Source organism: Pseudomonas farris (genome assembly GCF_019145235.1).
Taxonomy (GTDB): Bacteria; Pseudomonadota; Gammaproteobacteria; order Pseudomonadales; family Pseudomonadaceae; genus Aquipseudomonas; species Aquipseudomonas farris.
Genome location: NZ_JAHSTV010000001.1, coordinates 139,869 through 152,785 on the forward strand (window position 1 = coordinate 139,869; position 12,917 = coordinate 152,785).

General features: G+C 58.5%; 16 protein-coding genes. 1 reads left to right on the forward strand and 15 read right to left on the reverse strand.

The genetic code is table 11. The features are described from left to right. Positions 1 to 2 precede the first annotated feature (2 nt). The 12 genes from KVG95_RS00605 to KVG95_RS00660 form a co-directional block, all read right to left on the reverse strand. Entirely contained in the window at positions 3 to 359 is a 357-nt protein-coding gene (locus KVG95_RS00605; protein ID WP_008014345.1) for a PilZ domain-containing protein, read from the reverse strand. Positions 360 to 402: 43 nt separating this feature from the next. Further along, positions 403 to 1,389, reverse strand: coding sequence for a DNA polymerase III subunit delta' (locus KVG95_RS00610; RefSeq protein WP_217854160.1), 987 nt, complete (start codon positions 1,387 to 1,389; stop codon positions 403 to 405). Further along, positions 1,382 to 2,014 (reverse strand): dTMP kinase, encoded by a 633-nt coding sequence (gene tmk / locus KVG95_RS00615; RefSeq protein WP_217854161.1) that lies wholly within the window; start codon positions 2,012 to 2,014, stop codon positions 1,382 to 1,384. The genes KVG95_RS00610 and tmk overlap by 8 nt, the downstream gene beginning before the upstream one ends. 19 nt (positions 2,015 to 2,033) lie before the next feature. After that, positions 2,034 to 3,248, reverse strand: coding sequence for an endolytic transglycosylase MltG (gene mltG / locus KVG95_RS00620; protein WP_217854162.1), 1,215 nt, complete (start codon positions 3,246 to 3,248; stop codon positions 2,034 to 2,036). 3 nt (positions 3,249 to 3,251) lie between these two features. After that, entirely contained in the window at positions 3,252 to 4,067 is an 816-nt protein-coding gene (pabC, locus tag KVG95_RS00625) for an aminodeoxychorismate lyase (RefSeq protein WP_217854163.1), read from the reverse strand. Next, the gene (gene fabF, locus KVG95_RS00630) at positions 4,067 to 5,311 is read right to left on the reverse strand and encodes a beta-ketoacyl-ACP synthase II (protein WP_217854164.1); all 1,245 of its coding nucleotides are present in this window, start codon (positions 5,309 to 5,311) and stop codon (positions 4,067 to 4,069) included. Before fabF ends, pabC begins: the two co-directional genes overlap by 1 nt. 108 nt (positions 5,312 to 5,419) lie before the next feature. Further along, positions 5,420 to 5,656 carry an acyl carrier protein gene (acpP, locus tag KVG95_RS00635; protein WP_003175607.1) on the reverse strand — a complete coding sequence of 79 codons (237 nt, stop codon included), beginning with the start codon at positions 5,654 to 5,656 and terminating at the stop codon, positions 5,420 to 5,422. A gap of 191 nt (positions 5,657 to 5,847) precedes the next feature. Further along, a complete protein-coding gene (fabG, locus tag KVG95_RS00640) occupies positions 5,848 to 6,591 on the reverse strand; it encodes a 3-oxoacyl-ACP reductase FabG (RefSeq protein ID WP_008014356.1) in 744 nt (247 codons plus the stop codon). Between the two features lie 16 nt (positions 6,592 to 6,607). Then, on the reverse strand, positions 6,608 to 7,546 hold the full coding sequence (fabD, locus tag KVG95_RS00645) for an ACP S-malonyltransferase (protein ID WP_052964852.1): 939 nt from the start codon (positions 7,544 to 7,546) through the stop codon (positions 6,608 to 6,610). Positions 7,547 to 7,671: 125 nt separating this feature from the next. Continuing rightward, complete coding sequence (gene plsX / locus KVG95_RS00650) at positions 7,672 to 8,682, reverse strand: phosphate acyltransferase PlsX (protein ID WP_264082241.1); 1,011 nt, start codon at positions 8,680 to 8,682, stop codon at positions 7,672 to 7,674. Between the two features lie 3 nt (positions 8,683 to 8,685). Further along, complete coding sequence (gene rpmF / locus KVG95_RS00655; protein WP_003179396.1) at positions 8,686 to 8,868, reverse strand: 50S ribosomal protein L32; 183 nt, start codon at positions 8,866 to 8,868, stop codon at positions 8,686 to 8,688. Positions 8,869 to 8,881: 13 nt separating this feature from the next. Then, positions 8,882 to 9,409: a YceD family protein gene (locus KVG95_RS00660; protein ID WP_004371317.1), complete on the reverse strand. Its 528-nt coding sequence runs from the start codon at positions 9,407 to 9,409 to the stop codon at positions 8,882 to 8,884. A 104-nt stretch (positions 9,410 to 9,513) separates the two neighbouring features. Between KVG95_RS00660 and KVG95_RS00665 the strand changes: the two genes are divergently transcribed. Beyond that, on the forward strand, positions 9,514 to 10,092 hold the full coding sequence (locus KVG95_RS00665) for a Maf family protein (protein ID WP_217854165.1): 579 nt from the start codon (positions 9,514 to 9,516) through the stop codon (positions 10,090 to 10,092). A 61-nt stretch (positions 10,093 to 10,153) separates the two neighbouring features. Here KVG95_RS00665 and sppA read toward each other — a convergent pair whose 3' ends face one another. From sppA to rluC, 3 genes are read right to left on the reverse strand one after another with little or no spacing between them, the layout of a single operon-like run. Further along, positions 10,154 to 11,143, reverse strand: a complete 990-nt coding sequence (gene sppA / locus KVG95_RS00670; protein WP_201060641.1) for a signal peptide peptidase SppA — start codon at positions 11,141 to 11,143, stop codon at positions 10,154 to 10,156. Between the two features lie 26 nt (positions 11,144 to 11,169). Further along, positions 11,170 to 11,832, reverse strand: coding sequence for an HAD-IA family hydrolase (locus KVG95_RS00675; RefSeq protein ID WP_217854166.1), 663 nt, complete (start codon positions 11,830 to 11,832; stop codon positions 11,170 to 11,172). Continuing rightward, entirely contained in the window at positions 11,819 to 12,781 is a 963-nt protein-coding gene (gene rluC / locus KVG95_RS00680) for a 23S rRNA pseudouridine(955/2504/2580) synthase RluC (RefSeq protein ID WP_038982087.1), read from the reverse strand. Before rluC ends, KVG95_RS00675 begins: the two co-directional genes overlap by 14 nt. Positions 12,782 to 12,917 lie beyond the last annotated feature (136 nt).

Consider the following 12,917-nt stretch of genomic DNA (forward strand, 5'->3'; position numbering starts at 1 on the left):
ACTTACATCGTATGAGTGGGACGGTCGGACTTCAGGGCTCCGGCCAGATGGGTTTCGATTCGACTGCGCGCGGTGTTGTCGCCTTCGTTGAATTGCACGCCAACCCCGGCGGCACGGTTGCCCTGGGCACCTTTGGGGGTGATCCAGGTGACCTTGCCGGCGACCGGAATCTTTTCCGGTTCGTCCATCAGGTGCAGCAACATGAAGACCTCATCGCCCAACTTGTAGCTTTTGTTGGTCGGGATAAACAGGCCACCGTTCTTGATGAATGGCATGTAGGCCGCGTAGAGCACGGCCCTGTCCTTGATGGTCAAGGACAAAATGCCATTTCGCGGCCCCGGACTGATGGGTTCATTCATGCTGACCTCCACTGTCTGATGATCAGAGTCTAGGCTCAGACAGTCACTTCTGGGTAGGCAAAGATACCCATTGCACCAACAGCGCCTCCAGCAACAACGCAGGATTGAGGTTGGCTTTGCTCATCACTTTCTGCCGCTGGGCGAGAATCCAGTCCTGGATATTCAGGACTTTGTCCTGTGCGGATTTCTGCGCCAGGTATTGAATCACCTTGCGCATGTCTGCCAGCCCCAGCCCTGCTTCATCCTGAGTCAATTGATAACGCAGGATCAGGCTCGACCAGTCGCAGAACCAATCGAACAGCAGCAACATGGGAATGGTTTTCCACTCCTCGGCCAGTTGCGTCGGCGATTGCTGCTGCTTGAGCAGTTTCTTTACGCCTTCAACCACCAGAGCCCGCTGCTCGCGCACGCCTTGCGCCTGCAATTTGACCGCGGCCAATGGCGAACCGGCGGCGAGGGTCAGCAGTTCAATGCGCTCTTCTTCCGAACAGTCCGGCAAAGCGCTGGCCAGCCAAGCCAGACTCATCGCTTCACTCGGCAACGGACAGGCTTGCTGCACGCAACGGCTCTTGATGGTCGGCAGCAGACGGCTGGTCTGATGGCTGACCAACAGCAAAACGGTATTGCCAGACGGCTCTTCAAGGCTTTTCAGCAAGGCGTTGGCGGCGTTGATGTTCATCGATTCGACTGGCTCGATCAGCACCACTTTGCGACCGCCCATTTGCGCGGTCTGAACCACGAAGCTGACCAGATCACGCACCTGATCGACCTTGATCGCCTTGTCTGCTTCTTCCGGCTCCAGGATGTAGTTATCGGGGTGACTGCCGGCCTTCAGCAACAAGCAGGATTTGCACTCACCGCAGGCGTCTTGGGCGGTCGGGCGCTGACACAACAAATGAGCCATCAGACGCTCGGCCAGCGCACGCTTGCCGATCCCGGCCGGGCCATGCAGCAAATAGGCGTGAGCGTGCTGGGCACGGCCGGCCAATTGCTGCCAGAGACTGTCCTGCCATGGATAGGCTTCAGCCACGGGTCAGCTCCAGCAGACGTGGCAACAAGGCGTCCAGAGACTGCTGAACCTGTGCCAGCGGCTGAGCGGCATCCACCAGGACATAACGCGCAGGATCCGCTTTGGCACGCTCAAGGAAGGCTGTGCGCACCGCATCGAAAAACGCTCGGCCTTCGAGCTCGAAGCGATCCAGGCGACCCCGGGCGCTGGCGCGGGCCAGGCCCACTTCTACCGGCAGATCGAAGATCAGCGTCAAGTCCGGGCGCAGATCGCCCTGAACAAATGTTTCGAGGGTCGCGATGCGCTCCAGTGACAAACTACGACCACCGCCTTGGTAGGCATAGGTCGAATCGGTGAAGCGATCGCACAGGATTACCGCGCCACGGGCCAGCGCCGGACGGATCACCTCGGCCAGATGCTGGGCTCGCGCGGCGAACACCAACAGCAGCTCGGTGTCGGGATTCATGACCTCATCGACCGGCGCCAACAGCACGTCACGGATCCGTTCGGCCAAGGGCGTGCCGCCGGGCTCCCGGGTCAACACCACCTCGATCCCGGCAGCACGCAGACGTTCGGCCAGGTATTCGCGATTGGTGCTCTTGCCGGCGCCTTCCGGGCCTTCCAGGGTAATAAACAAGCCAGTCACAGGCAGTCCTTAGTCAGAGTCATTGCGGGCTTTGCGGCGCGGGCGCATCCGCTTCGGGTGCTGGCGCAGGTTCTTGTGCAGGCTCTTGTTCAGAGCCTTGCACGGAGTCTTGCGGCGCTACTGGCGGCATTTCTTCGGGCGCCGTATTGGGCGAAGCCGCCGGGATTGGCGCCTGGCTATCCTCCGTCGACGGCGTAACAGTCGGCTCAGGGCTGGACCGGTAATCGGCACGTCGATTGATCTGGAACTCGCGCACCGCATTGTTGTGGGCGTCCAGATCATCGGAGAACACGTGGCTGCCATCACCGCGCGCGACAAAATACAGGCTGTTGCCGTCCGCCGGATTCAACGCCGCATGGATCGCTTCGCGGCCCACCATCGCAATCGGCGTCGGCGGCAGACCAGCAATCATGTAAGTGTTATACGGCGTCGGCTCCTTGAGATGAGCGCGGGTCAACTTGCCGTTGTAACGATCACCCAAACCGTAAATCACGGTCGGATCAGTCTGCAGCAGCATGCCCATCTCCATGCGCCGCACGAACACGCCGGCGATCTGCCGACGCTCCTGCGGCACACCGGTTTCCTTTTCCACCAGCGAGGCCATGATTAGCGCCTGATAGGGCTCGGTGTAAGGGACGTCAGCAGCGCGCTGGTTCCATTCCTTGGCGAGAACCTCGTCGAGGCGGTCGTAAGCTTTCTTGAGCAGATCGGCGTCGGTCATGCCCCGCACGAAACGATACGTATCGGGGAAGAATCGTCCTTCCGGAAAAATCCCGCTGTGCCCGAGTTTGTCCATCACTTGGCTGTCGCTCAGACCGTTGAGGGTCTGCTCGAGTTTTTCATCCTTGGCCAGGGCCGCGCGAACCTGATGGAAATTCCAGCCTTCGACCAGCGTCAGGCTGTACTGCACCATTTCTCCGCGCTTCCACAGGTCGATCAGCCCGTTGACTGTCATACCGGGCACCATGCGGTATTCGCCGCTGTGCAGCGGTTGTCCTGCCAGGTTGAAGCGCCAATACACACGCAGCCAGAAAGCGTCTTTGATGACGCCATCGGCTTCAAGTCGAAGGAAGGTGCGGTTTGGCGTAGTGCCTTTGGGCACTTCCAGCAGCTCTTCCTGGGCGATGTTCAGCGGCTGTTCCAGCGCCGAATCGATTTTCCAGGCGCAAGCGCCCGCCAACAGCCCCGCCAGAACCAATCCGGTTTCCAGCAGCAGCAAGAATTTACGTCTCACGAATCAAGCATCCAGTAGCGCACGAGCAATGGTTTGGAGTTTACGGGTGAGCGGCCCAACCGGCCAGCTCAGTGCGGCATAGGCGCGCACCGGCCAAACGCCATACACGCTGTTGCAGACAAAGACCTCGTCAGCCCATTGCAGCTGCTCGAGGGTGATATCGGTGATTTGCGTGGCAATCCCCAATGACTTGGCTTGAAACAATAATTCGGCACGCATCACACCCGCCACGCCACAGCGTTTGAGATTGGCGGTTACCAGCACGCCATCGCGCACCAGGAACAGATTGCTGAACACGCCTTCGATCACCCGCCCGACCTGATCCAGCATCAAGCCTTCGGCATGCTCGGTGTCCTGCCATTCGGAACGGGCGATGACCTGCTCCAGACGATTCAAATGCTTGAGACCGGCGAGCAATGGCTGTTTGGAAAGCCGTGTCGCACAAGGAAACAGACGAACACCCTGCTCCGCATGAACAGCCGGATAAGCTGCAGGAGGATTGCCTTGCAGAATGCGTCGAGCCTGAGCCGAGGGATCGGCGGCGTAACCGCGCAGGCTGTCACCGCGGGTGAGGATGAGTTTGAGCACGCCCTCGCCCAGCGCGGTGGCATAGGCCAGCAGCTCCTCGCGAATCAATTCATGATCGGCGGCAATCGCCAAGCGCGAACAACCCTCCGCCAGACGCGACAAATGTCGATCCAGCAGCAGCGGCTGCCCGCTCTTGACCGTGATGGTCTCGAACAGACCATCACCGTAAGCCAGGCCGCGATCCTTCAGCGACAAAGCGTCAGCCGGTTGACCGTCGACCCAGCTGTCCATCAGTCAGCGAACCGGCGGAACACCAGCGAGCCATTGGTACCGCCAAATCCGAAGGAGTTGGACAGCACCACGTCGATATCCATGCCACGCGCGGTGTGGGGTACGAAGTCGAGGTCGCAACCTTCGTCCGGCTCATCGAGGTTGATGGTCGGCGGTGCTACCTGGCTGTTGATTGCCAGTACACTGAAAATCGCCTCGACCGCGCCCGCCGCACCCAACAGGTGACCGGTCATGGACTTGGTCGAACTGACCGCCAGCCTATAGGCGTGATCGCCGAACACGGACTTGATCGCACAGGCTTCGGCGAGGTCGCCCGCCGAGGTCGAAGTGCCGTGGGCGTTGATGTATTGAACCTGATCGCCATTGATCTTCGCATCGCGCAAGGCATTGGTGATGCAACGTGCAGCACCCGCGCCATCAGCCGGTGGCGAGGTCATGTGGTAAGCATCGCCACTGGTGCCGAAACCGATCAACTCGGCGTAGATGGTCGCGCCACGGGCCTTGGCGTGCTCCAGTTCTTCGAGCACCAGTGCGCCGGCACCGTCGGACAGCACGAAGCCATCACGGCCCTTGTCCCATGGACGGCTGGCACGGGTCGGCTCGTCGTTGCGGGTCGACAGTGCGCGGGAGGCACCGAAGCCGCCCATGCCCAGACCACACGCGGCCATCTCGGCACCACCGGCGATCATGACGTCGGCTTCGTCGTACATGATGTTGCGTGCAGCCATGCCGATGCAGTGCGTACCGGTGGTACACGCCGTGGCGATGGCGTAGTTAGGTCCCTGTGCGCCCAAGTGGATGGACAGGAAACCGGAAATCATATTGATGATCGAGCCAGGCACGAAAAACGGAGAGATCCGTCGTGGGCCGGAATCATGCAGCGTACGGCTGGTTTCTTCGATATTGGTCAGACCGCCAATACCCGAGCCCATGGCCACGCCAATCCGCTCGCGGTTAGCGTCGGTGACCTCAAGACCTGCATTACGCACGGCTTGAAAACCTGCAGCCAGACCGTATTGAATGAACAGGTCGAGTTTGCGAGCTTCCTTGACCGACAGGTATTCCTCGACATTGAAGCCCTTTACCGAGCCGCCAAAACGGGTGGAATAGGCAGAAAGGTCGGTGTGTTCGATCAGACCAATGCCACTGCGGCCAGCCAGAATGCCCTGCCAGCTGCTCGGCACATCCGTGCCCAGTGGCGACAACATACCCATACCGGTGACTACGACGCGTCTACGCGACACAGCACTCTCCTTTTTCAAATGACGACTTTGCATCAGGCCTAAAGAAAAAACCGCACGCCATGATGGCAGTGCGGTTTTTCCATGACAGCGAGCGACGACTAAAAACTATTACGCCTGGTGGCTGGTAACGTAGTCGATTGCTGCTTGTACAGTAGTGATCTTCTCAGCTTCTTCGTCAGGGATTTCGGTCTCGAATTCCTCTTCCAGAGCCATCACCAGCTCAACGGTGTCAAGGGAGTCGGCACCCAGGTCTTCAACGAAGGAAGCAGTGTTGACCACTTCTTCTTCTTTAACGCCCAGTTGCTCAGCAACGATTTTCTTGACGCGCTCTTCGATGGTGCTCATACCTTGTTTTCACTCCTAATGGACAAATTCAGGCAGCTGGCCGGTGGGTAAGTGTATAGAAAGACTTTTCAGTTTTTCAACTGAAAGCTTCACTCCTCAAACCCGGCGACCCTCTGTCTATAAATAGATTGCAGCTTTATAACGGATTTTAGACAGCTCGTATGACATTTTTTTGAAGCAATCCGTCACATTTAACTCATGTACATCCCGCCGTTCACCGGGATTGTAGCCCCAGTAACGTAAGCCGCACCGTCGGATGCAAGAAAAGCGACCACAGACGCGATCTCTTGAGCTTGCCCCAGACGACCCAGCGGAATCTGCGTCTGCAAGGCTTCACGCTGCGCCTCGGGCAGTTCACGGGTCATATCGGTGTCGATGAACCCAGGGGCCACCGAGTTTACCGTAATCGAACGCGAACCGACTTCACGCGCCAGTGCACGGCTGAAACCTTCCAGACCGGCCTTGGCGGCAGCGTAGTTTACTTGGCCTGCGTTGCCCATGGCACCCACAACCGAACCAATACTGATAATTCGTCCCCAACGGGCTTTTGTCATGCCGCGCAAAACACCCTTGGACAGGCGGAACAGACTGTTCAGATTGGTATCTACGACGTCATGCCATTCGTCATCTTTCATGCGCATCATCAGGTTATCGCGGGTGATACCGGCATTATTGACCAGGATCGCCGGCGCACCGAATTGCTCCTGAATGCTCGCCAGCACGGCCGCTACGGACTCGTCGCTGGTGACATTGAGTTCCAGGCCAGTGCCCTGAATACCATTTTCTTTCAGGGTAGCAGCGATACGCTCAGCCCCCGAAGCGGAAGTCGCGGTGCCGATAACAATGGCACCCTGACGACCCAATTCCAGAGCGATAGCCTGGCCGATACCACGGCTGGCACCGGTGACCAATGCAACTTTACCTTGCAGACTCATGCAAGCTTCTCCTTGTTCAGGCCAGCGCTGCACGGGCGGCAGCGAAAGCGTCTGGGGTATTGAGGTTAGAGGTCGACACGCCTTCGGCGCAACGTTTGTTCAAACCGGCAAGTACTTTGCCAGGGCCGCATTCGACCAGTTCGGTCGCGCCCTTGGCAGCCAGCGCCTGGACCGACTCGACCCAGCGTACAGGCTTGTAGAGCTGTTCAAGCAGATCGCGCTTGAGGGTTTCCAGATCGGCCGGCACGTTGGCGCTGACGTTCTGTACTACAGGAATCTGCGGTGCCTGCCAGTCGATCGCGGCGATCGATTCGGCGAACCGCTCAGCGGCTGGGCGCATCAATTCGCAATGAGACGGCACGCTGACCGGCAATGGCATGGCGCGCTTGGCGCCACGTGCCTTGCAGCCTTCGATGGCGCGCTCGACCGCAGCCTTCGCACCGGCGATCACTACCTGGCCCGGGGAGTTGAAGTTGACCGCGCTAACCACTTCGCCCTGCGCCGCTTCGGCACAGGCTGCCAGCACGTCGGCATCTTCCAGACCCAGGATTGCAGCCATGCCGCCCTGTCCGGCCGGAACGGCCTCTTGCATCAACTGACCGCGACGCTCTACCAGCTTCACTGCGTCGCCCAGGCTCAGGCTGCCCGCAGCCACCAGGGCGCTGTATTCGCCCAGGCTGTGACCGGCAACGTAAGCCGGACGCGCGCCGCCTTCAGCCAGCCACAGGCGCCACAAGGCGATCGAGGCGGTCAGAATGGCCGGCTGGGTTTTATCGGTTTGATTGAGTTGTTCTTCCGGCCCTTGCTGGGTCAGTGCCCACAGGTCGTAACCCAGAGCATCGGAAGCTTCTTTGAATGTTTCGAGGACCACCGGATGTTGCGCGCCCAACTCGGCCAACATGCCGAGGGACTGCGAACCCTGTCCTGGAAAGACGAATGCGAGGGAAGCAGACATGTAACAAGCCCCTAATGATCTTGTCGTCGGAGAATTGACGTCCCGCTTGTGGAACGCAAGAAACTCACAGTTGGATGGCCCATTGAACTGAGCGGTCACATTTAAGCATTGTCCGACGAAAACACCTAAGGCAACAAATCTTCCAGGCGCCCATGAAGCCGCTCCGGCAAGTTTTCCTGGATCTCGATCAACGCGCGTTGAATCGCACTCTGAAAACCCTGCACCCCCGCCGAACCGTGGCTTTTCACGACAATTCCCTGCAAACCGAGGAAACTTGCGCCGTTATGGCGTGCCGGCGCCAGCTCGGCCTGCAAACGTTTCATCAGCGGCAGCGCCAATGCGCCCACCACTTTCGACGCGAAATTTTTCTTGAATAACGCCTCAATGCGCCCGGCAATCATGGTCGCCAAGCCTTCGCTGGACTTGAGCAGGATATTGCCGACAAAGCCGTCACACACCACCACATCCGCCTCGCCACGGTACAAACCGTCACCTTCGACAAACCCGATGTAGTTGATGCCCCGAGCACTCTGCAACAAGGTGGCCGCCAGCTTGACCTGCTGATTGCCCTTGATGTCTTCGGTGCCGATGTTTAGCAATGCGACCCTTGGGCGAACGATGCCCAGGGTTTCTGCCGCGACCGAGCCCATCACGGCAAACTGCAATAAGTGCTCGGCACTGCAATCGACGTTGGCACCCAGATCGAGCAACTGGCAGTAGCCCTTCTGCGTCGGAATGGCCGCGATCATTGCCGGCCGATCGATGCCAGGCAACGTCTTGAGCACAAACCGTGACAACGCCATCAGCGCACCGGTGTTACCCGCACTGACGCAGGCCTGGGCCTTGCCGTCTCGCACCAATTCCAACGCCACGCGCATCGACGAATCGGGCTTGCCGCGCAAGGCCTGGGCAGGTTTTTCGTCCATGGTGATGATTTCGGACGCCGGCGCAATCGACAGGCGCGCGCGATCCACAGCCGATTGGCTGGCGAGCAATTCTTCAAGAAGGGAGGGTTGACCGACGAGGGTCAGGTGCAGCGAGGGTGTAGCAGACAGGCAAGCAAGGCTGGCCTGAACAATGCTGCGGGGACCGAAGTCCCCGCCCATTGCGTCAATCGCGATGACTTGAGCGGACAAGGATTACTCGTCAGCGCCCTTGTCGATCACTTTACGACCACGGTATACGCCTTCTGGCGATACGTGGTGACGCAGGTGAACTTCACCGGTGGTTTTTTCTACAGACAGGGTGCTAGCCTCGAGAGCGTCGTGCGAACGACGCATGTCACGGGCAGAGCGGGATTTTTTGTTCTGCTGAACAGCCATAATTGATTAACTCCTAAACGTTTGGGTCACGCTTTAACTGCGCCAATACACTGAACGGGTTGGACCGCGTTACCTCGTCCTCGCTCGGTTCGGGCTCATCGAGACCCGCCGGCTGCTGGCATTCTTCCGGATGATGAGCAGGCACAATGGGCAAGGCGAGCAGAAGCTCCTCCTCGATCAGTGACTGCAGATCCAAAGGATCTTCGCCCAGTTCCAGCACGTCATAACCTTTCGGCAACGACTGGGTATTCGCACCCTCCTTCACCACAGCATAACTGCATTCGCTATGGATCGGCAGGGTGACCAGCTCAAGACAACGCTGGCAAACCATTTTGACTTCGGTGTCGATAAAGCTGTGAATTACCACAGATTTACGTTCATCTCGTTCAAAAACGAATTTAGCCTGCACCGTACCGACAGTATCGGAAAGCGGGTCGCAGAGTCTCTCCAAATCGGCCAGCAGCAGTTCACCTTGAAGGGTGGTGCCACGGTCAGCCAATTTGCGCGGGTCAACGTGAGGTGGAATCGGGTCATTCAACATAGGCGCAGCATTATAGGGATGCCCCCAGCCATGTCAAAGGAAATTCAGCCCTGTCCGTCACTTGAGCCTGCGCTAGAATTCGCCCCTGCCCTTTGGAGATGCGCATGCTGCCTTTATTACTCGCTTCAAGCTCGGCGTATCGCCGGGAATTATTGGCCCGCTTGCAGCTGCCGTTCACCTGCAGCTCGCCGGATATCGACGAAAGCCACCGTCCGGACGAGTCAGCCGTCGAACTGGTAAAGCGTCTCGCCAAAGAAAAAGCCCGCGCACTTGCAGGCAGTCATCCAGCCCATCTGATCATCGGCTCGGATCAGGTCGCCGTACTCGGCGAGCGGATTATCGGCAAACCTCACACCTTCGAAAAGGCCCGCGAACAACTGCTGGCATCCAGCGGTGCGAGCGTGACTTTCCTGACCGGCCTGGCACTGCTCAACAGCCAAACTGGCCACTGCCAGGTCGATTGCGTGCCCTTCACCGTACACATGCGCACACTCGACGCAGCGCGCATCGAACGCTACCTGCGCGCCGAACAGCCCTACGACTGCGCTGGCAGCTTCAAGGCCGAAGGTTTGGGGGTGAGCCTGTTTCAAAGCACCGAAGGCCCTGACGCCACCAGCCTGATCGGCCTGCCGCTGATTCGCTTGATCGATATGCTGTTGGCTGAAGGTGTGCAGATACCCTAAAGATCTTTTGATCTGAAAAAAAACCGGCCACGCAGGCCGGTTTCTTTATGCAGCCAGAAGATCAGCGCAGCGAAGGCCCTTGAAAGCCCATCCACATCGCCAAATGCTCAGCCACGCTGGAGCCGAGCTTTTTCGAGAAGCGATCGAACGGCGATTCCTCAACAGTGAAATCCACCAACTCTTTCTCGCCGATCACATCACGGGCAACCGAACTGGCATTGCCCAGACCATCGATCAAGCCCAGCGACAGCGCTTGCTCGCCGGACCAGACCAGCCCGGAGAACAGCTCCGGATGATCTTTATCCTTCAGGCGATCACCACGACCCTTCTTGACGCTGCTGATGAACTGCTGATGAGTGGTATCGAGCACGCTCTGCCAGAATTGGGTTTCCGCAGGCTTCTGCGGCTGGAACGGATCGAGGAACGATTTGTGCTCACCGGAGGTGTAGGTACGACGCTCTACGCCCAACTTCTCCATGGTCCCGACAAAACCGTAACCGGCCGCTGTCACACCGATGGAACCTACCAGGCTCGCCTTGTCGGCGTAGATCTGATCCGCGGCGCTAGCGATGTAGTAGGCACCGGAAGCGCCCAGATCCGAGATCACCGCATAAACCTTGGTATCTGGATTCAGGCCGCGCAAACGACGGATCTCGTCGTAGACATAACCCGACTGCACCGGACTGCCGCCAGGGCTGTTGATCCGCAGAATCACACCCTTGACCTTCTTGTCCTCGAAGGCTGCACGCAGACTGCCGACGATATTGTCGGCACTGGCCGGCTCTTTGTCGGCAATCATGCCTGTTATATCGATCAGCGCCGTGTAGCCAGAGCCGAGGCTCGCGCCCTTCTCCATGCCTATCAACGGCGATAACAGAATCAACGCGCCGAGCAGGTACAAAAAAGTCAGCGACTTGAAGAATATCCCCCAGCGACGGGACCGGCGCTGTTCCTGCACACCAGCCAGCAGGGTTTTTTCCAGCAGCTTCCAGCTTTTCTCGTCACCGCTTTCCGCACTCGCCTTGGCGGGCGCTTTCCATTCGTCGGTCATGCCATGTACCCCAGCAAAAAAACCAATTAAACCCGCTGATTCAGCCAGGCGTGCAACTCTGAAAAACGATCAATGGCCAGTCTCGGCTCAAATAGCTTCAAGGCGTCGATCGATTGAGCGCCATAGCTAACTGCCACTGAATCCATGCCCGCATTGCGCGCCATCTGCAGATCGAACGACGAATCGCCGACCATCAGCGCTTGCTCCGGACGAACCTCGCAATGGGCGAGAATCTGCTCAAGCATCAACGGATGCGGTTTACTGGCGGTTTCGTCAGCAGCACGGGTGATATCGAAATAATCTTCCCAACCGTGAGACTTCAGCACCCGATCCAGCCCACGACGAGCCTTGCCGGTCGCTACTGCCAGATGATACCCCTCGACACGAAACGCTTCGAGAGACTCGATAACGCCCTCAAACAGTGGCGAAGGCACGGCCTCCGCCGCAATGTAGTGATCCGCATAGTGTTGACGGAATGCTATCAGCTCGGTGTCGCCAATCTCGGGATACAGCGTGCGAATCGCTTCCGGCAAACCCAGACCGATAATGCCTTTGACGGCAAAATCATCACGCAACTGAAAACCGGACCGCTCGGACGCGACATGCATCGCCTCGACAATCCGACCAATGGAGTCAGCCAGCGTGCCGTCCCAATCGAAAATCAGCAGCTTGTAATCAGTAGGGTGCACTCAAGCGCTCCACGGTTTTGGCCCACATCTCGTCGACGGGCGCCTGCAACTTGAGCTCACCACCATCAGGCAGCGGCACAGTCAGCATGTAGGCGTGCAGGAACAGGCGCTTGCCGCCCAGATCACGAATCTCTTTGCTGAAACCCTCATCGCCGTACTTGGTATCACCAGCGATGCAATGCCCGGCATGCAGAGTATGGACGCGAATCTGGTGAGTGCGACCCGTGATCGGCTTGGCCTCGACCATAGTGGCGAAGTCACCGAAGCGACGCAGCACCTTGAACACGGTCACAGACTCCTTGCCCTCCTCCTCGTCCACCTCGACCATGCGCTCGCCGGAGCGCAGATTGCTCTTGCCCAGCGACGCACGGACTTGCTTGATCGAGGCCGCCCAGTTGCCGCGCACAAGCGCCATATAGCGCTTGTCGACGCCATCGCCGCGCAATGCCGTGTGCAAGTGGCGCAACATGCTGCGCTTTTTGGCAATCATCAGCAGGCCGGAGGTATCACGATCGAGACGATGAACCAGCTCGAGCTCCTTGCAATCCGGACGCAACTGACGAAAGGCTTCAATCACGCCGTAGGTCAAGCCACTGCCACCATGAACCGCAATGCCGCAAGGCTTGTTGACCACGATCAGCGCCTTGTCTTCGTAGACAATCGAGGCCTCGAGCCGCTGCAGCAGACCCTGGGCCAATGGCACGGGCTCGTCGCGCTCAGGCACGCGAACCGGTGGCACGCGCACGATATCGCCCGCCTGCAGCTTGTATTCGGGCTTGATCCGACCTTTGTTCACCCGCACTTCGCCCTTGCGCAAAATGCGATAAATCAAGGTCTTGGGCACGCCTTTGAGCCGAGCGAGAAGGAAGTTATCAATACGTTGGCCGGCATATTCCGGCGAGACCTCCAGCAGTTGTACGGCTGGGGTCGAAGGGGCAGTAGTCGTCATGGTGTGGATGATAACAATTTTTTATGGAATTGAAGCACTTAATCATTGCTGCTATAGTCGCGAACGCCGCCAAAAGTGGCCTGGACAGCGGACTAACGGTCAAAAACCGGCCCTGACCAACGCAATTCACGAGGAC